The sequence below is a fragment of the Streptomyces sp. NPDC028368 genome (genome assembly GCF_055565615.1).
On record NZ_JBVHTY010000001.1, the window covers coordinates 124,774 to 147,082 of the forward strand.

19 protein-coding genes are annotated in these 22,309 nt (G+C 70.7%); 10 read left to right on the forward strand and 9 right to left on the reverse strand.

Going from position 1 to position 22,309, the window contains the following annotated elements:
- Positions 1 to 138 precede the first annotated feature (138 nt).
- The 3 genes from ACZ4S3_RS00620 to ACZ4S3_RS00630 all read left to right on the forward strand — a co-directional run bounded on the left by ACZ4S3_RS00620 (position 139) and on the right by ACZ4S3_RS00630 (position 5,510).
- Positions 139 to 840: a TVP38/TMEM64 family protein gene (locus ACZ4S3_RS00620; RefSeq protein ID WP_467924093.1), complete on the forward strand. Its 702-nt coding sequence runs from the start codon at positions 139 to 141 to the stop codon at positions 838 to 840.
- A 213-nt stretch (positions 841 to 1,053) separates the two neighbouring features.
- The gene (locus tag ACZ4S3_RS00625) at positions 1,054 to 1,926 is read left to right on the forward strand and encodes an undecaprenyl-diphosphate phosphatase (protein WP_467924095.1); all 873 of its coding nucleotides are present in this window, start codon (positions 1,054 to 1,056) and stop codon (positions 1,924 to 1,926) included.
- A 467-nt stretch (positions 1,927 to 2,393) separates the two neighbouring features.
- Positions 2,394 to 5,510: a DUF4132 domain-containing protein gene (locus ACZ4S3_RS00630; protein ID WP_467924097.1), complete on the forward strand. Its 3,117-nt coding sequence runs from the start codon at positions 2,394 to 2,396 to the stop codon at positions 5,508 to 5,510.
- Between the two features lie 129 nt (positions 5,511 to 5,639).
- On the opposite strand, the gene ACZ4S3_RS00635 is transcribed toward ACZ4S3_RS00630, so the two are convergent.
- The 3 genes from ACZ4S3_RS00635 to ACZ4S3_RS00645 form a co-directional block, all read right to left on the reverse strand.
- Entirely contained in the window at positions 5,640 to 6,332 is a 693-nt protein-coding gene (locus ACZ4S3_RS00635) for a pyridoxamine 5'-phosphate oxidase family protein (protein ID WP_467924099.1), read from the reverse strand.
- A 235-nt stretch (positions 6,333 to 6,567) separates the two neighbouring features.
- Positions 6,568 to 7,542 (reverse strand): SDR family oxidoreductase, encoded by a 975-nt coding sequence (locus ACZ4S3_RS00640; RefSeq protein WP_467924101.1) that lies wholly within the window; start codon positions 7,540 to 7,542, stop codon positions 6,568 to 6,570.
- Positions 7,543 to 7,735: 193 nt separating this feature from the next.
- Positions 7,736 to 8,596 carry a hypothetical protein gene (locus tag ACZ4S3_RS00645; protein ID WP_467924103.1) on the reverse strand — a complete coding sequence of 287 codons (861 nt, stop codon included), beginning with the start codon at positions 8,594 to 8,596 and terminating at the stop codon, positions 7,736 to 7,738.
- A 395-nt stretch (positions 8,597 to 8,991) separates the two neighbouring features.
- On the opposite strand from ACZ4S3_RS00645, the gene ACZ4S3_RS00650 reads away from it, so the two are divergent.
- Positions 8,992 to 9,897: an SCO4651 family lipoprotein gene (locus tag ACZ4S3_RS00650; protein ID WP_467924105.1), complete on the forward strand. Its 906-nt coding sequence runs from the start codon at positions 8,992 to 8,994 to the stop codon at positions 9,895 to 9,897.
- A 73-nt stretch (positions 9,898 to 9,970) separates the two neighbouring features.
- Here ACZ4S3_RS00650 and ACZ4S3_RS00655 read toward each other — a convergent pair whose 3' ends face one another.
- Positions 9,971 to 10,867 (reverse strand): SCO6745 family protein, encoded by an 897-nt coding sequence (locus ACZ4S3_RS00655; protein ID WP_467924107.1) that lies wholly within the window; start codon positions 10,865 to 10,867, stop codon positions 9,971 to 9,973.
- Between the two features lie 34 nt (positions 10,868 to 10,901).
- Here ACZ4S3_RS00655 and ACZ4S3_RS00660 point away from each other — a divergent pair, with 34 nt between their 5' ends.
- Positions 10,902 to 11,792, forward strand: coding sequence for a S41 family peptidase (locus ACZ4S3_RS00660; protein WP_467924109.1), 891 nt, complete (start codon positions 10,902 to 10,904; stop codon positions 11,790 to 11,792).
- Positions 11,793 to 11,797: 5 nt separating this feature from the next.
- Here ACZ4S3_RS00660 and ACZ4S3_RS00665 read toward each other — a convergent pair whose 3' ends face one another.
- Positions 11,798 to 12,034 (reverse strand): hypothetical protein, encoded by a 237-nt coding sequence (locus ACZ4S3_RS00665; protein WP_467924111.1) that lies wholly within the window; start codon positions 12,032 to 12,034, stop codon positions 11,798 to 11,800.
- 2 nt (positions 12,035 to 12,036) lie between these two features.
- Entirely contained in the window at positions 12,037 to 12,273 is a 237-nt protein-coding gene (locus ACZ4S3_RS00670; RefSeq protein ID WP_467924113.1) for a DUF6400 family protein, read from the reverse strand.
- A 441-nt stretch (positions 12,274 to 12,714) separates the two neighbouring features.
- On the opposite strand from ACZ4S3_RS00670, the gene ACZ4S3_RS00675 reads away from it, so the two are divergent.
- Positions 12,715 to 12,840: a hypothetical protein gene (locus tag ACZ4S3_RS00675; RefSeq protein ID WP_467924115.1), complete on the forward strand. Its 126-nt coding sequence runs from the start codon at positions 12,715 to 12,717 to the stop codon at positions 12,838 to 12,840.
- Between the two features lie 212 nt (positions 12,841 to 13,052).
- Here the strand turns inward: ACZ4S3_RS00675 and ACZ4S3_RS00680 are convergent, their stop codons facing one another.
- Together ACZ4S3_RS00680 and ACZ4S3_RS00685 are read right to left on the reverse strand one after the other, a co-directional pair.
- Positions 13,053 to 14,315, reverse strand: coding sequence for a PP2C family protein-serine/threonine phosphatase (locus ACZ4S3_RS00680; protein ID WP_467924116.1), 1,263 nt, complete (start codon positions 14,313 to 14,315; stop codon positions 13,053 to 13,055).
- Positions 14,316 to 14,695: 380 nt separating this feature from the next.
- On the reverse strand, positions 14,696 to 15,439 hold the full coding sequence (locus tag ACZ4S3_RS00685; protein WP_467924118.1) for a TetR/AcrR family transcriptional regulator: 744 nt from the start codon (positions 15,437 to 15,439) through the stop codon (positions 14,696 to 14,698).
- Between the two features lie 250 nt (positions 15,440 to 15,689).
- Here ACZ4S3_RS00685 and ACZ4S3_RS00690 point away from each other — a divergent pair, with 250 nt between their 5' ends.
- The 3 genes from ACZ4S3_RS00690 to ACZ4S3_RS00700 all read left to right on the forward strand — a co-directional run bounded on the left by ACZ4S3_RS00690 (position 15,690) and on the right by ACZ4S3_RS00700 (position 19,418).
- A complete protein-coding gene (locus tag ACZ4S3_RS00690) occupies positions 15,690 to 17,291 on the forward strand; it encodes an APC family permease (protein WP_467924120.1) in 1,602 nt (533 codons plus the stop codon).
- Positions 17,292 to 17,419: 128 nt separating this feature from the next.
- Positions 17,420 to 19,096, forward strand: a complete 1,677-nt coding sequence (locus tag ACZ4S3_RS00695; protein WP_467924122.1) for an amidohydrolase — start codon at positions 17,420 to 17,422, stop codon at positions 19,094 to 19,096.
- Between the two features lie 106 nt (positions 19,097 to 19,202).
- Positions 19,203 to 19,418, forward strand: a complete 216-nt coding sequence (locus ACZ4S3_RS00700; RefSeq protein WP_467924124.1) for an alpha/beta fold hydrolase — start codon at positions 19,203 to 19,205, stop codon at positions 19,416 to 19,418.
- A gap of 95 nt (positions 19,419 to 19,513) precedes the next feature.
- Here the strand turns inward: ACZ4S3_RS00700 and ACZ4S3_RS00705 are convergent, their stop codons facing one another.
- Positions 19,514 to 20,836, reverse strand: a complete 1,323-nt coding sequence (locus ACZ4S3_RS00705) for an ROK family transcriptional regulator (RefSeq protein WP_467924126.1) — start codon at positions 20,834 to 20,836, stop codon at positions 19,514 to 19,516.
- A gap of 152 nt (positions 20,837 to 20,988) precedes the next feature.
- Between ACZ4S3_RS00705 and ACZ4S3_RS00710 the strand changes: the two genes are divergently transcribed.
- Complete coding sequence (locus tag ACZ4S3_RS00710) at positions 20,989 to 22,305, forward strand: ABC transporter substrate-binding protein (RefSeq protein ID WP_467924128.1); 1,317 nt, start codon at positions 20,989 to 20,991, stop codon at positions 22,303 to 22,305.
- Positions 22,306 to 22,309 lie beyond the last annotated feature (4 nt).

Genomic DNA, 22,309 nt, shown 5'->3' on the forward strand with positions numbered 1-22,309 from the left:
ATCAGCCGGGACAGGGTGGTGTCCGCCGGGGCGCACCGACGGACCGGAAGCCTGGTTCACGTCCATGCGGGCCGGGGCACGGGCCGGGCTGCGGGCCGGGTCACAGGCCGCGGCTCCGTGGTCGGTTACGCTCCCGGAATGCTTGAATCCGCCGCGACGCCCGACGGTCTCGCCGCGCGCTGTACGCGCGTGCTGTTCTCGCCTTGGGCCCGGTTGAGTCTGCTGCTCGTCCTGCTGGCGTGCGCCGCGGCCGCGATGCTGGTGTGGCGGCCGCAGCATCTCCTGGCGGACGGCTGGCCGGGGCAGTTGTCCGGCCCGTCGGCCGTGGCGGCCTTTGCCCTGGCGTACGGCGTGTGCACGACCGCGTTCGTCCCGCGCCCGCTTCTCAACGTCGCCGCGGGCGCCGTCTTCGGCAGTCAGGCCGGTCTCTTCTCCGCGCTCGCCGGTACGGTGCTGGGTGCGGGGCTGGCCTTCGGGCTCGGCCGGATGCTCGGTCAGGACGCGCTGCGCCCGTTGCTGCGCGCCCGCTGGCTGACCGCCGCCGACCGGCAGTTGAGCGAGCACGGGTTCCGTTCGATGCTGGCGATCCGGCTCTTCCCCGGGCTCCCGTTCTGCGCCATGAACTACTGCGCCGCGGTGTCCCGTATGGGCTGGTCCCCGTATCTCCTCGCGACCGCGCTCGGCAGCGTCCCGAACACCGCGGCGTACGTCATCGCGGGCGCGCGGGCCTCGGCGCCCACCTCTCCGGTGTTCCTCCTGGCCCTGGGGTTCATCGCGGTCAGCGGTCTCGGCGCGCTGGCGGTGGCCTGGTACAAGCGCAAGGCGCTGCGCGGCCGCTGAGCGGGCGTCGAGTTGGCGTTGAGTTGGCGTTGAGTTGGCGTTGAGCCGGCGTTGAGCGGACGTGTTTGGCCGGAGGCCGAGCGGCCGCTGCGTACGTCCCGATATGTCCGGGGCTGTTGGCAGCCCGGTCAGCTTCGGACGTTACGCTGCCACCGTCCCCCTTGTCCCCGCGCGCCTGGCAAGCGCTTGATCACCCCTGGATACGTCGTTCCCATGACTTGGTTTGAATCTTTCGTCCTCGGACTCGTCCAAGGGTTGACGGAGTTTCTGCCCATCTCTTCCAGCGCGCATCTCCGCCTGACCGCGGCGTTCGCCGGCTGGAACGACCCTGGTGCGGCCTTCACCGCGATCACCCAGATCGGTACCGAAGCCGCCGTCATCATCTATTTCCGCAAGGACATTGCGCGGATCATCTCGACCTGGGCACGTTCCCTCGTCAACCGGGAGCTGCGCCATGACCACGACGCCCAGATGGGCTGGCTAGTGATCGTCGGTTCCGTTCCGATCGGCGTGCTGGGCATCACGCTCAAGGACGCGATCGAGGGCCCGTTCCGCGATCTGCGGCTGATCGCCACGACGTTGATCGTGATGGGCGTCGTACTCGGCATCGCCGACCGGCTGGCCGCCCGCGACGAGGCCGGCGGTCGCCACCGCGCCGCCAAGCAGCGCAAGGACCTCGCCGACCTCTCCGTCAAGGACGGTCTGCTGTACGGCATCTGTCAGGCCATGGCGCTGATCCCCGGTGTCTCCCGTTCCGGCGCCACCATCTCCGGCGGCCTTCTGATGGGCTACACCCGCGAATCCGCCGCCCGCTATTCCTTCCTGCTGGCCATCCCGGCCGTACTGGCCTCCGGCGTCTTCGAGTTGAAGGACGCCGGCGAAGGTCATACGGCTTGGGGCCCCACCCTCTTCGCCACGGTCATCGCGTTCGTCGTCGGCTACGCAGTGATCGCGTGGTTCATGAAGTTCATCTCCAACAGGAGCTTCATGCCGTTCGTCGTCTACCGGATTCTGCTGGGGATTGCGCTGTTCGCCCTGGTCGCGGCCGACGTGCTGGCGCCGAGTGCGGGGCAGACGGCAGGCTGAGAGGGAGCACGGAGGCCTTCAAGAGGAGCGGAAGGCAGCCCGCAATGCCAGAGCCCAATGTCGGCCACCAAAGGCGATTCGCCAAGATCATCTCCCACTCCTCTCCCACTCCTCTCTGACCCCTCTCTCATTCGTCTCCCACTCGTCGACTCGGGGGACGGGTAGGTGCACACGCAAACCGGGTCCGGCGCCTCACAGGGAAATGCGGCGCCGGCCGGTGGGACGGTAGCTACGCAGGCGCGCAGAAGAAGGTGTACGACCGGGCCCAGAGCGGCTGATGCAGGCGGGTGCACGAGGCCGTGTTCGTCGTAGTGGCGCTGGAGTCGGAGCCGGTCGACCCCCGGCTGTGACGGGGGTGTTCACGGTCTGCGGGGAGTTCTGCGGGGAGTGCTGTCAGTGGCTCCTAGTAGGTTGTGATCGCCTGCTCGGGGAAGTGCGGGCACCGATGCACCACGGGGGTACACACGATGAGTTCGACCACTGCCTGGAGGGCTGCCGGGGACTATGAGCTGGCACTCGATCCCTGGGCCGTGCCGAAGCCGGTGCTCCGCTGCCGCACCGCGGCGGGGCGCGAGCTGAAGAAGGTGCCGCCCGCGCTCAAGGCCGAGCCGCTGGTGCGGGAGCTGACCGCGCTGGCTGAGTGGATCGGCGACCATGCCGCCCAGGCGCTGACGAGTGTCGAGCGGTGGATGACGCAATCCCTGCCGGTGCCCGCCGCGTTGATACGGCAGGTGTGGCCCGACCCGTACTGGCAGTGCGCTCTGCGGTACGCGGTGATCGCGCCGTGCGGCGGGGCGGGGGACGGGGCGGGCGGGCCGGACGTGCGGCGGGCCGGGGTGCTCACGGGCGTCGCGCCCCGCCCGGACGGTGCGCTGATGGTGACGGGACTCGACGGGGACCACGAGCTGGACGACGCCGTCGTAGTGATCCCGCATCCGGTGCTCCTCGACCCGCGCGGCACCGGACTGCTGGAGCGCTGGCGGAAGCTGCTGGATCCGCTGGGCGGGGAGCAGGGGATCGAGCAGCTGAACCGCGCGGTGTACGTACGGCCGGACTGCTCACCGGCGCCGGGGGCACGGAGCGCACGGGAGGGGATCACGGTCTTCCACGGCGCCACGTACGAGTCCGGTGCCCGCTTCGAGCACCTGGTGGCGCGGTTCGGCGGACGTATCGGCGGGGAGCGTGCCGGTTTCACCTTCGGGCACCAGGGGCGCGCGTACGGCATGGCGGCCGACCTGCGCTATCAGGGACCTGCGGCGCCGGTGAGCCTGCATGACTTCTGGTTCACCAACGTCCGGGGGCGGCAGGGGTCAGGGACGTACGACGCGGTGCCCCGGACCGTCTGGTCCGAGGGGATCAGAGCGATGGCAGCCCTCTACGACGAGCGGGAGGCCTCTGCGGGGCACTCGTTCGGGACCATGCCGGCCGACTCGGCCTCCGGGTATCAGTCCTTTCTCGTCGCGTGCGCGGAGTACGCCGCGGCGGGCGCACCGGAGGCCGGATCCCCGAAGCCGCGGCAGCCTGCCGACGCACGTCAGCTTCTCGACGCGGGCGCGGTGCTGGCGGGCGATCCTGCCGGTCCGGACGAGGAGCTGCTGACCGCGCGCCGCTACGGATCGCCGTTGCTGGAGGACGGCGGGTGTTTTGTACGGCTGGTCGTGGCGCGGGCGGTCGAGGCGCAGGACGCGGTGGCGCGGGCGCTGGGCCTGGAGCCGGACGCGGGCGAGGCCGCGCCGGTCGGCAGGGCGCCGGTACGGCCCCTGGACTTCCTGTCCCGGGTCTGCCGGGTGCACCCGGAGCTGGCACGGCAGGCGATGGGGCTGCTCGCTCCGTTGCGTACCTGCGCGAAGACGGCTGAGACCAAGCCGGGCCGGGCCGCGACCCAGCTCCAGGCGAGTCTGAAGAAGCTGACCGCACCTCACCCCGAGCTCCTGCCGTACGCCCTGGACGAGGGCGCGCGGATCGTGGCCGCGGCGGGCAGTGTCGCGATGGCCCGGCCGCTCTACACCGAGGCAAGGGCCGCCGAGATGCGGCTGGGCGGCATCGACGAGAGTGTTCTGCGGGAGCTCGTCTCGGAGTTCGGCGTGCTCGGCATCGTCGACGAGAAGTTGCTCAGGCAGTACCGGGACGCCATCGCCGCGCGCTCGTCGGCGAGCGAAGCGTACGAGAGCTACCGCCGGCTCGTGCTCGAGTGGTGCCGCAGGGAGAGCGAGACCCCCACGTCCATCGTCCGGGACGGGGTCACGCAGTACCGGCGGCGGGACATCCCCACGTCCTTCGCCGACGAGCTGGCGGAGGGAACCGGCGGCCCACCGGCCGCCGACGACACCAACACCGAGATCTTCCACCTTCTGCTGCGCAACGGCGGACTGGAGAAGGCGACGGCGCCCGTGTGGGAGGCATGGGCGGCGCCTCTGGAGCGGGACCTGGCGGAGCACCCCGACACGGCCGGACACCTGGGGACCCACTTGCCGGAGCCCCGAGGCTCCTCGGCCGCGGCGAAGACCAGGGCCGCCGAGACATGGCTCGCCCTGATGGCACGCGTCGGCCTGCTGGAACAGCTCACCGGGGAGGCGGAGCCCGCCTCCGCCGAGTCGGCGAAGGGCGCGAACGCCTGGCTGACGAAGTTCCTCCGCCGGTACGCGGGACTACGGCAGCCCGTCGCCGGCCTGGAGCCGGTGGTGGCGTCGATCGCGGCACGGATGCGCGAGGCGGGCGAGACCCGTGAGCCCCTGCTCGGGCTGCAGAGCAAAACGCTGGGGGGCGACTTCTGGGGCGTCGGTGTCGACCTCGGGCTGCTCGCCCTGATGACGCGGGTGGGAATGCCGCTCGGTGAGCCGGCGGACGAGCAGCGCGTCTTCGCCCTGCAGTGGATACAGCGGCGGGGCACCGATGGTGTCGAATCCGTACTGGCCGACTCCGCGTACCGGGAGCCGATCCGCACCGAACTGACCGACGCCGTGCGGGGGAGCCTGGGATACACCGTCACACGGCACTGCCTGACGCCGTTCCCGAAAGTCACGAAACGGGTGGCCGCGCTGGAACCACTGCGGGAGCTGATGGCCGGGATCCTCGACGAGCGTGCGCGGCGCGTGCGGGAGGGCGGCGCGGACGGGCTGTTCGCTCTCCAGGACTTGCTGCTCCATGTGGAGCCCTTCGTCGTTGCCGGGGCGGCGAAGCACTTCGATGAGTACGTACAGGAGGCACTGGCCGCCGAACCGGCCGCACTGCTGGCGGACACCCTGCGTGCCCGCTGCCTCGCCCACGGGCATGACGGCGACCGGACGGCCGCATGCGGACTGCGGGAGGTGACCGTTGACCACGCGCGGGAACTGCTGGAGTCGACGGACGCGGCCACACGGCACCGTCATGCGCAGATGTTCGCCGTGGAGCCGGCCACCCGCAGGAGCAGGTACCTCGACTTCCGTCCGGGGGCCGCGTTCGCGCAGGATCTGCTGCCCGTGATCGAAGAGGCGCTGCCGGCGATCACGGACGACTCCTGCCGGTCTCGGGCCCTGGGGGTTGTGCAGGGCGTGCTGTGGTGCGAGATGTGGCAGGCAACGCTTCGGCGGTTCGTGCGCTGACGCCGGTTTCGGCGGCCTTGGTGGCCTACCTGGTCGAGGAAGCGATCAGGTAGCCCGTCCGGTGACACTCCTCCGCGCACGCTCCTCAAGGCCGCAGAGGCCGCAGAGGCCGCAGAGGCCGCCAAGCGCTCAGTGGGCGGGGCGCTCCGTGGCGCCGCCCGTGCGCTGTGCCAGGTGCGGGGGCGGGGTGATGGCGGCGGCCAGGTGAGGGTCCGGCTGGAGGGCGCCCCATGTGGTGTGCAGCGGCAGGACCCCGGCCCATAGGCCCAGTTCGGCGTCCGGGGTGTCGCCGTCGTCGGGCGGTCCGGTACGGATCTTCAGCGACGCCTCGTCGAGGGAGAGTGCGAGCAGCGCGGTGGCGGCCAGTTCCTTGCGGCTGGGGCGGCGGGCGTAGTCCCACTGGCCCGGTGCGGACTGTTCCGTCAGACAGCGCAGGCCTGCGAGCTTCTCCTCCTCGTCGGTGACCAGGCGGGGCACTCCGTAGATCATCGCGCTGCGGTAGTTGACGCCGTGCTCGAACACGGAGCGGGCCAGGACGAGCCCGTCGACATGGGTGACCGTCACACACACCGCTGCTCCGGGTGACGCGACGAGGCTGCGGCCGGCCACCGAGCCGTGGAAGTAGAGCGTGCTGCCGTCCGCGCCGTAGACGGTGGGGACGACCATCACCGTGCCGTCCACGGTCACCCCGAGGTGACAGACAAATCCGGCCGCGAGTACGGCGTCCAGCTCGGCCCGGTCCAGGCTGCCCTGTTCCCGCAGGCGTCGGTGGCGAGTGCGTTCCGTCGGCGACAGTGGCCGGTCGGAGGACGGGGCGGTCATCGGGGTCCTTGGGTGTGGTGGCTGCTACGCGACGACGGTGGGACTGAGGCTGAGCCTCAGACCGAATCCTACTGATTCCACACCGCTTCGGCCATGCATTCCACTGAATTAGTCGTCGCCAGCCCTATCCGTAACTGATTTCGCACATTCCGTCGCTTCTCCCCTCGCTCTCGCCTCCTGCTCCCTTCGCCCTCGGCTCCCTCCCCTCCTGCTCCCTCCCCTCGCCCTTTCCTCCTCAGCGATATCCGCTGTCGCCGGCGGGAAGGCCGGCGTCCTGGACCTCCACGACATAGCGCCAGCAGTCCGGTTGGGTGCCGTCGGTGTCGGTGAAGCCGTAGAGAGGGGCCAGTTGTCCGCTGGAGACGACCTTGCCCGTCCAGCGGGCGACGTCCGGGTCGGCGGCGAGCGCGGTCACGGCGCGGGCGACGTACGTCGGGGACTCCGAGATGCAGAAGTGCGGCACGCGGGTCGTGGCGTCGCGCCAGTTCGCCTCGGCCACACAGAAGGCCTCCAGCATCTTCTCCGAGCGCAGCCAGCCGGGAGTCACGGCGACGGCCGCGCAGCGATACGGGGCGAGTTCATGGCTCTGGGCGAGGGTCATACGCTGGACGGCGGCTTTGACCAGGTCGTAGAAGAAGCCCTCGTGATGGCGGTAGGCCGCGTTGTATTCCGCGGTGCCGTCGGTCATCTCGATGACCAGCCCGCCAGGGCGCCGGATGAGCAGCGACAGCGCGTGATGGCTGGTGATCGCGTGGGTGTCGATGCCCATCCGCAGCATCCGCAGTCCATCGGCGAGGGTGTGCTCCCACAGGGTGGCGCCGAACTGGGCATAGGTGTCGCCGCCGAAGATGTCGTTGACCAGCACATCGAGTCGGCCCTGGTCGTGGTCGATGCGCTGGACGAGGTCGCGTACCTGATCGCCGTCGAGGTGATCCACCCGCAGGGCCGTGCCGGTGCCCCCGGCGGCGGCGATGAGCTCGCCGGTCTCTTCGATTGTCTCCGGCCGGTTGATCTCCGAGCGGCCACCCGTCCGGCTGCTGCGTCCAGTGGCATAGACGGTGGCGCCCGCACGGGCCAGTTCCACCGCGATCGCGCGCCCGGCGCCGCGAGTGGCGCCGGCCACCAGCGCCACCTTGCCTTCCAGCGGCCCCGCAGGGACTCCCCTGCCGGCCCTGTCAACCCCGTCAGCCGTGCCAGCCCTGTCAGCCATGGTTTTCCCTTCTTCCCTTCCTCCCCCTTCTGTCTTTCCTTCCGCCTTTCCTTCCGCCCCCTGTCCGCCTCCCCTCCCTCAGATCCCCCTCAGCCCGCCAATCGCTCCGACGATCGCCGCGCCTGCGGGCCCGACAAAGCCCCGCCGGTCGGTCACCGAGGCGGGGCGGGGGTACGTAGCAAGGCAGGGTGCGTCAGGAGCTGAGGTGGTACTGGGTCCAGGGCTGGTGGGACGGCTCTGGCTCCTCGTGCGACTGCGCGATGGTGCCCCACGGGGCGAGGGCGCTGTCCCAGTCCGGGGCGAGGGTGGCCATGTCCGCCACGGTCTCGGCCGATTGCGTCGTACCCGTGTGCCAGGCGGATCCCATGGCGTGCCCGGAAGGGGCGGCGTTCCAGGCAGCGGTCTGCTGTGCGGGAATGGTGCACTCGGCGTCGCGCAGATCGCCGGGGCCCCGGCGGTGGCGTCCCCCATAGGTCTCGCCGGTGTGACCGTGGCCATGCGGGAACCGGCCCTGGGACGCCAGCTGTTGGGCGCGGGCGAGCAGCCGGCTGAAGTCGAGTCCAAATTCGGTGGCCAGTTCGCGCAGGTCCACGCCGGTCTGCCAGCTGCCGACGAGCACCGCATCCAGCGCCGCCGACCAGGAAGGCTCCGGCGCGGCGCCTGGGCTCTCGCGATTCTCGCGAGGCGTGGCTGTCGACCGGGTACCTGAGGAAATCGATGACGAGCCGGAGTCGGAAGGGATTTCGGCAGAGGTATCGGCGACCGGTCCGGCGCTGTCCGGCTCCCGGGCCGGCGCGTTGGGAGCCGCGGAGAGCAGCTGCTCGGCAACCGCGCGGGCGTCGTCCTTGCCCACCGTGCGCCGGGCGATGCGCACTTCGCGCTCGTTCAGTCCGAACAGTCCCGCGACCGCGCCTGTGCTGCCCACGGTCACCGCAAACGCCGCCAGGACCCGCGACCGGTCGGCCTGTGCCTCATCCAGCCTCGCCTGCGCCTCGCGCACTCGCTCGTCCCCAAGACAAAACGCTTCTGCCAGTACGGCGTTGCGGTCCCACAACTCTCTAGGCTCCATACCCAGACAACGCCGCACCTCCGCAGGTGATCCGATCTTGTCTAACAAAGCACCCCAAAGCAGGCATCCACACACCAACTGAAAATATCCTTGCAACCGCCCGCCCCAGTTCTCCCCCGGGTGCGACGCGCGGGCATCGCAGGTCCTCTGAACTGCGGCTCCGCTCACTTGACCAGGAAGAAGCAGAACACGGGTTGTCAGTGCGGTGGGTTACTGTCTCCATCAGACATGCATTCGACTGTTCGCCGATCCGCGCTTCGTGTTCCCTTCAGCGTGATCCACGCTGCATGTTGCGCAGTTCCTGTCCGTACCCCATCCGTACCCCATCCACACTTGATCCGTACTCCATCCGCACTGCATCCGCACTTCATGGGGGGGCCATGACTCACCATCCTTCGCTTTCACCGTCGCTCTCGGTTTCCCGTTCTTCGGTCCGGGTCCTCGGTGCGCTGCTCGCCGGCGTGATGCTGTGCGGTACGGCGGCGTGTTCGTCTCCCGACGGCGCGCCGCGCGATCGGTCGGCCGCGTCGGAGAAGTTCCGGGCCGCGCCGGTCGCCGCGGTACGCAAGGCCGTCGACAAGGGCGCCAAGCTCAACTCGGTGTCGTACCGCATCAATGGCAAGATCGGCGGCCAAGGGGCCGTCGAGGGCAAGGTGTCCTTCAGCCTCCGTCCGCGGGTCATGGATATGCGGATGAAGGCGTCGGGCGGCCGGCAGGAGGGCGAATTCTCGGTCCGGCTCATCGACGGCGCGGTGTATATCGGTGGCGGCGAGCGCGCGGCCGCCGCCCTGCACGGCAAGCACTGGCTGAAGTTCCCGATGAAGGGCAAGGGCGTCGGCGGCGGGGGCGGCTTCGGGGGCATGGAGCAGCAGGCCGACCAGGACCCGGCGGCGCAGGCGTCGTTGCTGGCCCAGGCCGGTGACGTCAAGAAGGTCGGCGCGGAGACCGTCGACGGCGTGCGGACGACGCACTACGCCGGGACGGTCTCGGTGGACGAGCTGCTCAAGCGGCCGAACGCCAAGGACGCGCTGAGTGCCAAGCGCCGCGAGAAGGCGATCGAGCGGTACAAGCAGCTCGGGGTGGACGCGCTGAAGCTCGACCTGTGGGTCGGGCCCGACGACCGTACGGTGAAGTTCCGCGAGCGTGCGAAGACCGACCGCGGCCCGCTGGACCTCGCCGTCCACTTCTTCGACGTCAATAAGCCGGTCACCGTCCAGGCGCCGTCGGCGTCCGACACGGTTGATCTGGCGCAGAGGCTCAAGGGGCGCGAGGGCGCCCGTATATGAACCGGGTTCCGGCGGGCGGCGGGAGCGCCGAGGCCCGGGGCCTGGGGCCTGGGCCCGCTGGTGCTGGGACCCGCTAGTTCCGGGACCCGCTGGTTCCGGGACGGTTTCCGGCCCCGGCCTTGTGGGGGTGCGGCAGGCCGATCGGGTTGGGGAACGGCAGTACATCCGCGGCCAAGATGCGCCGTACGACGCCTTCCAGTCCCTCCAGGAGCCGGTCGGTCTCCGGTCCGGGGAACGGGCGGAGCAGGTGTGCCGCCAGGCGGTCGGTCGCCTCCTCGATGCGGGTCCGCTCCTGCCTGCCGCGCTCGGTTGCGTCACCCCGCTGGTCCACCAGCCCGCGGGAGCGCAACCGGTCGGCGGCCGCCGCCCATTCCTCCTCGCTCCAGCCGCGGTCCTGCCGCATGGTGTCCTTGGGGACGCGGCCCGAGGCGGCGGCGAGGACCAGGGCTTCGCAGCCGTCGAGTCCTTCGTCGGCGAGTACGGCAAGGTGCGCGTCGCCTCTGAACTCGCGTAGCGCGGTGCTCAGTTGCCACAGCCGTTCGACCGGGTCGGCGTGGTCGCAGAGCGCGCGGTTCGCGGCGAAGAGCGGCCGCGCGACGGCTGGTGCGGCCTCGACGATCGCCAGGAGGGGGTCCGACAGCTCGGCGGCCGTCCCGTCCAGGCCGGGGTGGATCCTGCGCAGGGCGTCGGCGGCGCGGCGGGCGCGCTCGTCGAGGACATGTGCCGGGCTGACGATCCCCCAAGCGGCGGGCAGCGCACGGGCGATCATGCCCGGCGCGAACACCCCGAGCACGGCGGTGGCGAGGGCGGGTTCCACGGCGCCCAGCGGTGCGGTGCGCGAGGCGAAGTAGCCCATCCAAAAGCCCTTGAGGCCAAGGGCTTTGCCCAGGTCGCGGCATTCCTCGTCGAAGTACGTGACGGCGTGCAGCGGTTCGGTCAACAGCCAAAGCGATCGCGCGCGCAGCTCCATGCCTTGCACGCTACCAGCCCTATGATCACCAGCTATGGCTACCAACGCGCACACAGTCGGCGGCGCCCTCGATCGCATCGTGGCCGGCTATGTCTTCCCTGACCGGGCCGCCGAGATCGACAAGGCGCTCCGGTTCCGCCTCGCCGCCGGGGAGTACGACGGGCTGAGTGGTCCCGGTTTCTGCGAGATGGTGACCGCGCATCTGCAAGAGGTCTGCCCGGACAAGCACCTTCGGTTGCTGTGGCGGGACGAGCCGCAGTCCACCGCACCGGCGGACGAGGACGAAGGCCGGGCGGCGTTCCTTGCGCTCCTGCGGGCCGAGAACCAGGGCATCCGCCGCGTCGAGCAGCTCGACGGCAATATCGGCTACGTCGACATCCGGCGGATCGCCGACGCCGGGGAAGGCGCCCGCGCGATCGGCGCGGCGATGGAACTGGTCGCCCACACCGGCGCGCTGATTCTCGATCTGCGGGAGTGTCCTGGCGGTGCGCCCACCGGCGCCGCCATGTGGTGCAGCTACTTCTTCCCCGACGATCAGGTGCACCTCAACGACATCTACGAGCGCTCCACGGACTCCACCCGGCAGTACTGGACCGCCGCACAGCTGCCCGCGCCGCGCTATCTCGACCGTCCGTTGTACGTGCTGACCAGCGCCATCACGTTCTCGGGCGGCGAGGACGTGGCGTACACCCTGCAGGCGCACGGGCGCGCGGTGATCGTCGGGGAGACGACCCTGGGCGGGGCGCATCCGACCGCCCGCCATCCGGTGACCGAGCACATCACCGTTACCGTGCCGACCGCCCGGACGATCAACACCGTCACCGGGACCAACTGGGAGGGTGTCGGTGTGGTGCCGGACCTCGCGGCGCCCGCCGGGCAAGCGCTCGAGGTTGCTCTGCAGGATGCGAAACGGCGCGCCGCGTAGCAGGCTCAGCGGGCGGTACGGCCGGCGTCGCCCGCCCCGAAGCCCGACTGCCAGGCCCACAGGTGGGTGCAGTTGGGGCACTGGAGGTGCAGCAGGCTGCCCTTGTTCGACAGAAGGTAGCGCCAGTGATCGGCGCAGGTCCGCCCGTCGAGGCAGGTGGCACAGTCCCGGCCGTCCTGGCATCCAGGACACGGGACCCAGGCCCGGCGGCCGATGTCGGCGGTGGGATCGAGCGGCAGCATGCTCACTCCCGCCCGGGGGCCGGCAGGACGTTCGCGGCGACCAGCATGTCGTAGGTGGCCTGCTGCTCGGCGTCCAGACCGGAGTAGAGGAGCCGCTGGGCTTCCGCCTCGGCCTCCATCACCTCGATGGGATTCCAGCTGTCACCCAGCGCCGCGAGGACTTCGGTACGGCGCCGCGTTTCGTGCTCGGCAAGGTCGAACTCGAATATGTGGTGGTCCGAGGTGTTGCGGTCGATCATGGTGCGCGTCCCATGCCACTTGGGGATGATTCGGACGTGTTTATCAAGTGGGGCGGCACTGAGGAAGCGTCAGGTGGGGGCGGAGGGGGTCGGCGGGAGGCCGTGCGCGGAGTAAGGAGGAGGGGTAAATGCCTTGGTGGCGCCCATTCCAGACATTCCACCCCAGTTTTTTGTAGCGATTTGCCCGTAATAAGCATCTGGAGTGGGCGTGACGCATTTCATCGGCTCCAACTGGAACGCAGCGGACGGCCAGGATGACCAGGACGGCCGGGCTCGTCGAGCGGGAGCCCGTAGTCCGCAACCCGCCGCCCGCATGCCGTCGCCCGTACGCCATCGCCCGTACGCCATCGCCAGCAACTCCCGCCCCCCGAGGCACAGTTGACGCTCCCGGCGCCGCCGGGCCACGCTCGAGCCCTTGCCCTTCCCGTCCAGGAGGTCTCCATGCTCCGACGTACGGCCGCGACCGGCTCCGGCATTGTCATGCTCGCGACGGCAGCTTTGGTGGGCGGCGCCGCCACCGCCTACGCCGCCACTCCGGTGCTGCTCGCCAAGCTCAGCCATGCGTAGGCCACCGGCAAGTTCCGCACGGCCGGTATCAGCTGGTCCTCCAGCGGCGGCTGCTCGGACCGGAACAACGCCACCTGCACCTCGTTCGACCAGATCGCCTCCATCGGCGGCTCCAAGTGGAAGTCCGGCAGCGGCAACATCTACTACAAGGAGGGCAACCACTGGGATGTGACGTACTACAACTGTGGTGGTTGCCTGGCGGCTCGGCGCCCCTAGGGTCCGGTACCTGACGGACGGCTGGGCAGGCGCCGTACCGCGACCGCCGCGGCGTCGTCGCCCAGCCGGCCGTCCGTATGCGTCAGCAGCTCTTCGCGCAGGCAGCGCAGCAGCAGCTGCGGACTGGTCGCGCTCCAGGCGGCGGCGCGCTCGGCGAGCGGATAGAAAGCACCTCTGCTGTCACGGGCCTCGATCACCCCGTCCGTGTACAGCAGCAACAGGTCTCCGGGCTCGAAGGGGAAGGTCTCGACCTCGTACTCGGGCGCCCCGGCCAGACCGCCGAGCCCGATCGGCAGGGCGGGCCGCTGGGCATGCAGGGTGATGGTCTCGCCACCGCGCAGCAGGAGGGCGGGCGGATGACCGCAGGTGATGGTGCGGAGCACGGGCCAGTGGTCGGGGATATCGAAGAGCGAGGCGGTCGCGAAGGCCTCGTCGGTGTCGATGGCGGTACTGGTGCCGGTGCCGGTGCCAGTTACGGCGTGGGTGCCGGTTGCGGCGTGGGTGTCGCTGTCGCCGTCGACTCCGTCCGCGGCCGCTTTCCCCTCGTCCGTGTCCCCCTCCCGCGCCGCGGCCGCACCCCCGGGGCCCGGAGCGGCGCGCCACTGGCCGCTGTCCCAGCGGACGGCGCCGTCGAGATGAATGGCGAGATTGACCAGCGTGGCCTGCCGGTGGGCAGCGGCCCGGAAAGCTCCGAGGATGAGCGCGGCTTGACCATAGGCGGGCAGCCCCTTGCCCCGCACATCGCCGATGATCAGCCGAGTGCTCAGCGCGGTGCGCGCCGCCGCGAAGAGGTCGCCCCCCATCTCCGCCTCCTCTTCCGCCGCCAGGTACAGCGAGGCGATCTCCAGCGTGCCGCTGTACCGGGGCAGCGGTCGCAGCAGGACCTGCTGGGCGACGCCGGCCACCGAACGGCTCTGGGTGAGCCGCCGCTCGTTGCGGTCCCGTACGGCGGTGAAGAGCACGACCAGTGCGGAGACGACCACCAGCGCGACGATCTGCGCCTGGATGTTCTCGGTGAGCAGGACGCCCCGTGTGATGCCGATGCACACCTGGGCGGCGACCGCCAGCACGCCGATCGCGGCGGTCCAGCGGGGGCCGGCGAATGCCGCCGTGATGGCGGGCGCGGCGACCAGCAGCGGCCCGAGATGGACGTTGGGCGGGGAGAGCACGTCGATCACCACGACCGCGACGATGAGACCGATCGGGATCAGGATCAGCCCAGGGCCCAGATCTGGCCGTCCGCGTCGTAGTCCAGGCATGTGCACCCGCCGTCGAAAGGGCATGCACCATGTTTGCACCCATTTGAGGGAAATGCCGGGATCGATAGCCAATCTGTCGGTTTCCCTGCCTGATCTGTCGCCCACCTGCCTGCCGCCCGCCCGCCTGCGGCTTCCGGGGCAGGCCGCCTCCCGGGCCACGGGCAGCCGGACAGGCGGCCAGACAGGCGGCCGGATGGGCAGCCGTACAGGCGGCCGGATGGGCAGCCGGACAGGCGCGTCGATTCCGGCGACGGCTACGCACTCCGGCCCACCGGTGCCCCCGCCGACAACCCCGCCGGCACCCCCGCCGACGCCGCCACAGCGAGGGAACCCAGCAACGGCGGCAGCGCCAACTCCCCCCACGATGAGATGAGTTGGCGCTAGCTGTCACCAGATGCGCGAAGCGCGGCGATCAGCAGATCAAGTGCCGCCTCGACCGCCGTGCCCGACATGAGGGGAAGGTGGTCCCGTACGCGGTGCACGCTCGGGTACTCGTCCGCGGGCAGGTTGCCGTACGCGGCCTGCCAGGCTTGTTCGTCGGCCGCGCGCTGGGCGGGGGCCAGCCGCAGAAAGCCGGCGTCGAGGGCCGCGTGGCCGAGGACCGTGTCGACGAGCACGTGATAGTGGCGCACGGCGGTGGCCTCGTCGAAGCCGGCCTCCAGGAGCAGGCTGAGGCCGGTGTCGACGGCGCGCTGTTCGTGCGGGCGGCCGGTGACGCGGACGGTGCTGAAAACGGCGATCTGCGGATGGCGCAGCGCCGAGCGGTAGGCGCGCAGGCCGAAGTCGCGCAGGTCAGCGGCCCAGTCGCCGGTGCGCTCGAACCCGTCCATGGACTCGCCGATCAGCCGGTCGGCCAGCGCCAGCAGCAGGTCCTCGGTGTTGCGGAAGTAGCGGTAGACGGCGGAGGGATCGGCGCCGAGGGCCGCGCCGAGTTTCCGTACGGTGAAGGCCTGTGCGCCCTGTGCGTCGATCAGCCGGCACGCCGCGTCGACGATGAGATCGGCGGTCAGCACCACACCGGAACTCGTCGGCCGGCGCCGCTTGCGCTCGGCCGGCACGCGTACGCGCTCGCTCTCCGCCACGCCCATCCCCTCCGCTCCGACCGCCCGCTTCAGGGCCGTCATCTCGACCGTTCCCCGGCCACCGGCCGCGCCACAAGCCACGCCACCCACCGGTCGCGCCACAAGCCATGCCGCCCACCGGTCGCGCACCACGCTATGCCACCGACCAGTCACGCATCACGCCATGCCAGCAGCCCGGCCAGTTAATCATCAGGTTACGTCAACACCGTTGACACAAGGGTTCAGGGACTGTTTCATCGGCGGACACCCGCCCGGCCGAGACCGGCCCCGCCCCGTCCAAGGAGTGCGTGCGATGCCCCCCTCCGTAGTGCAGCAGGACCCCGGACCAGCGAAAATGCGTCGCGCACTGGGGGTGAAGGACGGGGTGGCGATCGCCGCGTCGAGTACCGCCGCGACCACGAGCATCGGCATCGGGATGGGGACGCTGGCCGCGTATGCGGGCCGCCAGACCCCCGCCCTCCTCCTGCTCGCCTTCCTCCCGATCCTCGGCATCGCGCTCTCCTACGCCCGCCTCAACCGCACCGAGCCGAACTGCGGCAGCGGCTACACCTGGGTGGGCCGGTCCATCGGCCCCTGGCCCGGTTTTCTGACGGGGTGGGTGATACTCGTCGGCAACGTGATCTTCATGGCCTACACGGGCGCGGTCACCGGCTCCGTCGTGCTGCAGTTCCTGAACAAGCTCGGCATCCGCAGTCTGCTGGGGCTGCGACTGGATCCGACGTCGACGGGCATCAGCACCGCGGTCGGTCTGATAGCACTCGTCCTGGTCACGGTCACCGCCATCGCGGGTGTCCGTTCCGCGACCCGGATGCAACTGGGCCTGCTGATCTTCGAGTACGTGGTTCTCCTGGGCTTCTGCGGCTACGCCCTGGTTGTCGGCGACCAGCCCTTCTCGCTTTCGTGGCTCGACCCGTTCGAGATCGGCTCACCGCAGGCTCTCGCCCAGGGGATGGTGATCGCGGTGTTCATCTACTGGGGGTGGGACGCCGCGTTCAGCGTGAACGAGGAGACGCGCAGCGCGTCCGATGCCGCGCGCGGCGGCCTGATCGCGCTGGTCGCCATGCTCGGGCTGTTCCTCGTCGGTGCGCTCGCCTTCCAGCGGGTGATGAGCACCGGCGAACTCATCCACAACGGGCCGCAGGCACTCACCTTCCTCGGCAGCCGCCTGGCTCCGGAGCCCTGGGCCTCCCTGCCGCTGGCCGCCCTGATGTGCTCCGCGTTCGCCTCCCTCCAGTCCAGCGTCATCCCCACCGCCCGTGCCGCGCTGGCCATGGGCCGGGACCGGACTCTCGGCTCGGTGTGGCAGCGCGTGCATCCGCGGTACGGGTCCCCCGCCGTGGGCACGCTGCTGATCATGGCCATCGCCGCGCTGCTCTCCGTACTCGCCGTCGGCATCCCCAAGCTCAACGACATGATTCTCACCGCGGTCAACTCCATCGGCCTGACGGTGGCCCTCTATTACGGACTCACCGCGCTCGCCTGCGCGGTGCGCTTCCGGGCCGCTGTGCGCGAAGGCCTGGTCCGCGCGCTGCGGGATGTGGTCGTCCCGGCGGCGAGCGCGCTGGCGCTGTTCGGGCTCGGCGGATACCTGGTGTGGGACTACGCGACGATGAGCGACCACTTCGAGGCGCGGCCCGACAACGGCTGGTTCATGCTCCTGCTGCCCACGCTCTTCGTGCTGACGGGGCTCGCGGTCGCCGCGTGGGCCAAGTGGGTGCGCCGCGCCCCGTACTTCCGTACCGGCCGCGGGACGGATGCGGACGCGATCACCTTGCCGATGGACAGGGCGACGGACGAAGCGCATGACGAACCGATTGACGGGCTGATGGACGGCCCGGCCGACGGGCCGAAGAACGGGGAGGGCGGGCAACTGCCCAGCCCCTCCGGGGGGTGATCATCCCCGCCCGCCGGCCCCCGAGTCCCTCCTCCCCCTCACCTCACCTCACCTCCCCTCCCCTCACCTCCCCTCCGACTCCGTTCTCCCGTCACCGACCGACCCAACTCACCTGGAGCGACCGCCATATGGACACCAGCACCACCGCCGACCTCGTCTTCCTCTCCGGTCCCGTACACACCGTCGACCCCGCGCGGAGCCGGGCGAGCGCGGTGGCCGTACGCGGGGACCGCATCGTCGCCGTCGGGCACGACGGGGAGAAGGGCGCGACGGGGGGCATACACGACCTGATCGGGCCCGGTACGGAGGTCGTTGACCTGCGGGGCAAGCTGCTCATCCCGGGGTTCCAGGACGCCCATGTCCATCCGGTGGGAGGCGGGCTGGAGCTGGGGCAGTGCGACCTCAGCTCGGCGGTGACGGCCGAGGCGTACCGCGGGCTGATCGCCTCCTACGCGGCCGCGCATCCGGACGCGCCATGGATCACGGGTGGCGGCTGGTCGCTCGAAGCGTTCCCCGGTGGCATGCCGACACGGGAATTCCTCGACGGCATCGTTGCCGACCGCCCGGTGTTCCTGGTCAACCGCGATCACCACGGCGGCTGGGCCAACTCCCGTGCCCTGGAACTGGCCGGGCTCACCTCCCGCACGCCCGACCCGGCCGACGGCCGTATCGAGCGCGACGACGCCGGCGAACCGACCGGCATGCTGCAGGAAGGCGCGATGCGGCTGGTGGGCGACCTGATCCCGGAGCCGACCCTCGCCGAACAGACCGAAGGGCTGCTGCGGGCGCAGCGTCTCCTCCACGGCTACGGGGTGACCGCCTGGCAAGACGCCATGCTGGGCCGCGGCCCCGGCACGGCCGACTGCATCCCGGCCTATCTGGCGGCCCGCAGCGACGGGAAGCTGACCGCGCGGGTGACCGGGGCGCTGTGGTGGGACCGCTCCCGTGGTGCCGAGCAGATTCCCGAACTTCTCGCGCGCCGTGAGGAGTTGACCGGTGGGCTGCTGCGCGCGACCAGCGTGAAGATCATGCAGGACGGGATCGCCGAGAACCACACGGCGGCCATGCTCAGCCCGTACCTGACCGCGTGCGGCTGCGCGTCCGACAACAGCGGCATCTCGTTCATCGATCCCGGGGACCTGCGCAGGTATGTCACCGCACTGGACGCCGAGGGGTTCCAGGTCCACTTCCATGCCCTCGGTGACCGTGCCGTCCGGGAGGCGCTGAACGCCGTCGAGGCCGCCCGGAATGCCAACGGCCGGCGGGACACCCGGCCCCACCTCGCCCACCTTCAGGTCGTCCACCCCGATGACATCCCGCGCTTCCGCAAGCTCGGCGCGACGGCGAACATCCAGGCGCTGTGGGCCGCCCACGAGCCGCAGATGGACGAGCTGACCATTCCCTTCCTGGGATCCCAGCGGGCCTCCTGGCAGTACCCGTTCGGCGATCTGCTCCGGTCGGGTGCCACCCTCGCGGCGGGCAGTGACTGGCCGGTCAGCTCTCCCGACCCGATCGCCGCCTTGCATGTCGCGGTCAACCGCCGCACGCCGGAGGCCCCGCCGTCGGCCCCGGTCTTCCTGCCGGAGCAGCGCATCGACCTCGGCTCGGCGCTCGCCGCGTACACCGCGGGCAGCGCCTACGCCAACCACCTCGACGACGCGGGCACCATCCAGCCCGGGAAGCTGGCGGATCTGGTGGTTCTGGACCGCGATCCCTTCGACGGCCCGAGCGAGGCGATCGCGGAGACGCGGGTTCTGCAGACGTTTGTGGGCGGTCGGCGGGTGTATGCGGCCGATGATGCGTGAGGGTGGGAGGGGTAGGGGGAGGGAGCCAGGGCCGGGCTGCCGGGCGGCCGCTGCTGTTTCTGCACGGCTGGGGCACCCGGGTTTCGCCACCTACGACCCCCGGCCGATGCCGGCCGGGCTGCGGGTCCCGATCCACTACCTCCATGGCGCGCTCGACTCCGAGATACCGCTGGAGGTGGCGCGGACGTGCGCCGCGCTCACCCCGGGCGCCGGCGTGACCGTCATCGCGGACGCGGGCCATATGCCGCATCAGGAACAGCCGGCCGCCTTCAATGAGGCGCTGCGCGGGGTGCTCGGGAAGATGGCGGCGCCGGCCGGCTGACCGCCGGGCCGTCTCGGGGGGGGCGGACTGACCGTCGGGCAGTGTCGGGGCGCGGTGGCGGCCGGGCCGTCTGGTTGCACCCCGCCCCACAGGCCTCAGCGAACGTCCGCCCCTCGCCCCTCCAGTACCGCCCGCCACCCGGGCAGCGCCACCGGCTCCCGTGGCCCACCGCCCGTCCCGTCCCGCCGCCCGCCCTTGGCGAAGAAGTCCGCGAGGGGCAGCGTCGCCGCGCCGACCGTGACGGCGTCGGGGCCGAGCTTGCCGAGGTCGATGCTGACGCGGCCGGCGGGGTGGGCGAGGGAGTAGCCGGTGGCGTAGTCGCGTACGGCGGGCAGGATGTGCGGGCCGAGCTGGAGACCGGCCCAGCCGCCGATGAGGATGCGTTCGGGGCTGAAGAGGTTGATCAGGTCGGAGATGCCGGCGCCGAGGTATTCGGCGGTCTCGTCGAGGACGGCGAGCGCGACCGGGTCGGGGGCGGTGCCCTCGTCCTGGGGGTGGGCGGCGGCGACCAGGGCGGTGAGGGCCGTCTCCTCGTCGGCATCGGCGGGGAGTTGGCCGCCCGCTTCCCGCCAGCGCTCCAGCAGCGCCTCGGATCCGGTGTACGCCTCCAGGCAGCCCCGGGCGCCGCAGCGGCAGCGCCGGCCGCGCACGCTGACCGTCAGGTGGCCCCATTCCCCGGCGCTGTCGCGTGCGCCGCCATGGATGACGCCGTCGGTGACGATGCAGGCCCCGACGCCGGAGCCGAACAGCACGATGACCGCGTCCCGCGCGCCCCGCCCGCCGCCGAACCACATCTCGGCCTGGCCGAGCGCCTTGGCGCCATTGTCGAGGAAGAAGCGTACGTGGGGCGGGAGTTCGACGGCCTGGTGCAGCAGATCCTCCAGGGGTACGGCGTGCCAGCCGATGGTCTGGCCGTACACCACCGCGCCGCCGGGGCCGCTCCGGTCGAGGATTCCGGGGACGCCGACGCCGACGCCCAGCAGCCGGCCGGGGTCGAGACGGCTCTGTCGCAGGACTGTGGCGATGCCGTGCGCGATGTGCCGGACGATCACCTCGACGTCGTAAGCCTGGTGCGTCAACCGGAGTTCCACCCGGGCGAGTTCGGCGAAGGCCAGGTCGAACAGCTCGACCCGTACGCGGGTTTCGCCGACGTCCACGCCGATCAGTGCGCCGCTCGTCGGAGCGACCCGTAGCAGGGTGCGCGGGCGGCCGCCGTCGGATGCGACGACGCCGGCCTCCTCCAGCAGTCCGTCCGCGGCGAGTTCGGCGACGACGTTGCTGACGGAGCCCGAACTGAGGCCCGTTACGGGGCCGAGCTCCTGCCGGCTCATCGGGCCGTCGAAATAAAGCCGTTGCAGTACCGCGGCGCGGTTGGCGCGCCGCAGGTCACGCACGGTACGCCGGTGGTGTTCGGCCATCTGGATCCCTCCCCTGGCCACAAGATACCGCCGCGCGATCCCTTGACGCGCCCTTCTCTCGGGCTTTAACTCACGTCCTAAGTTAAGCCATGAGGCCGTTCAGGAAGTGAACTCGGCCGTTCCCCGGGCCCTCAACGAGAGGCGTATCCGTCATGCGCATACTCCGAGCCGCGACCGTCACCGCCGTTGTCACCGCGCTCGCCGCCACGGCGTCGGGATGCGGCGGCGGTACGAGCCCGAGCGGTGCGGGCAGCAACGACTCCCCCAGGACGCTGACGTATTGGGCCTCCAACCAGGGGCCGGACATCGAGGCGGACAAGAAGATCCTCGGGCCCGAGCTGCGGAAGTTCGAGAAACAGACCGGGATCAAGGTCAAGCTGGAGGTGATCCCGTGGTCCGATCTGCTCAACCGGATTCTTGCCGCGGCCACTTCGGGACAGGGGCCGGACGTCCTGAACATCGGCAACACCTGGTCCGCGTCGCTGCAGGCCACGGGCGCGCTACTGCCCTGGGACGAGAAGAACTTCGCCACGATCGGCGGCCGCGGCCGGTTCACGGCGCCCGCGCTCGGCGCCACCGGGGCGCCCGGCAAGGCTCCGGCCGCGGTGCCGCTGTACTCGCTCACCTACGCCCTCTACTACAACAAGCGGATGTTCCGGGATGCCGGGATCGGTCAACCACCCACAACCTGGGCTGAGTTGGTCGCGGACGGCAAGAAGATCTCGAAGGACGGAAAGTGGGGCCTGGGAGCCGAGGGCGGGAATCTGGTCAACAACATCCACCAGGCGTTCGCGCTCGGCAAGCAGCACGGTGCCGACTTCTTCGATGCGTCCGGCAAGCCCACCTTCACCTCGGCCGGGGCGGTGGCGGCGGTGAAGCAGTACGTCGGCTTCATGGCCAAGGACAAGATCATCGCGCCGGGCAACGCCGAGTACGGCCAGAACCAGTCACTGCAGGACTTCGCCAAGGGCCGGACCGCGATGGTCCTGTGGCAGGCCGCGGCCACCAGCTTCGCGGCGCACGGGATGAAGCCGAAGGACTGGGGCGTGGTGCCGGTGCCCGTACCGTCCGGCGCCCCGGGGACCGGCCGGCAGACCAATTCCATGATCGCGGGCATCAATATCGCGGTCTTCCGCAACACCCACAATCTCAAGGGGGCGCGGACGTTCGTGAAGTTCATGACGAGCGACGCCGAGCAGAAGCTGCTCAATGCGACGTACGGTGCGATCCCGCCCGTCAAGGCCGCCCAGCGGGACCGGGCGTTCGCCCGCCCGGACACCACCGTCCTGCGCCAGACCCTCACCACGAGCGCCGCGCCGCTTCCGCAGATCGCCGACGAGTCGCAGTTCGAGACGTCCGTCGGCACCGCCATCAAGGACCTGTTCGCGGATGCGGCGGCCGGGCATCCGGTGACCACCGCGTCGGTCAAGGCGCGGCTGGCCAAGGCCGAACAGCAGATGGCCGAGTGAGCGG